1 protein-coding gene is annotated in these 269 nt (G+C 50.2%); it reads left to right on the top strand.

All coding sequences use genetic code 11. The annotated features are described in order from the left end of the window. Positions 1 to 108: 108 nt before the first annotated feature. The coding region (locus tag KVT32_RS30175; RefSeq protein WP_217619438.1) for a MerR family DNA-binding transcriptional regulator at positions 109 to 269 on the top strand (161 nt) is incomplete at its 3' end.

The following is a 269-nucleotide window of genomic DNA, read 5'->3' as shown; positions in this document are numbered from 1 at the left end:
AAGGTTTTCTGTGTTCATCCACGTTCCAAAGTAAGGCTGGTAAACGTAGTATAGAGTCCGTACAATAGTACGGAGCCAAGCGAATTTTTTGAGACCGGAGGGACATATATGCATCAGGCATTTACTATCGGGAAACTTGCAGCAGAAGCGGGTGTCAATGTCGAAACTGTCCGGTTCTATGAGCGGCGGGGATTGCTTGCCCAGCCTGAGAAGAAGCTTGGCGGCTTTCGTTACTATGACGACCAAGCTGTCCCCCGGGGACGGTTCAT

It is taken from the genome of Achromobacter sp. GbtcB20, from assembly GCF_019091095.1.
Lineage (GTDB): Bacteria > Pseudomonadota > Gammaproteobacteria > Burkholderiales > Burkholderiaceae_B > Achromobacter > Achromobacter mucicolens.
This window is presented reverse-complemented; position numbering and strand designations above follow the sequence as displayed.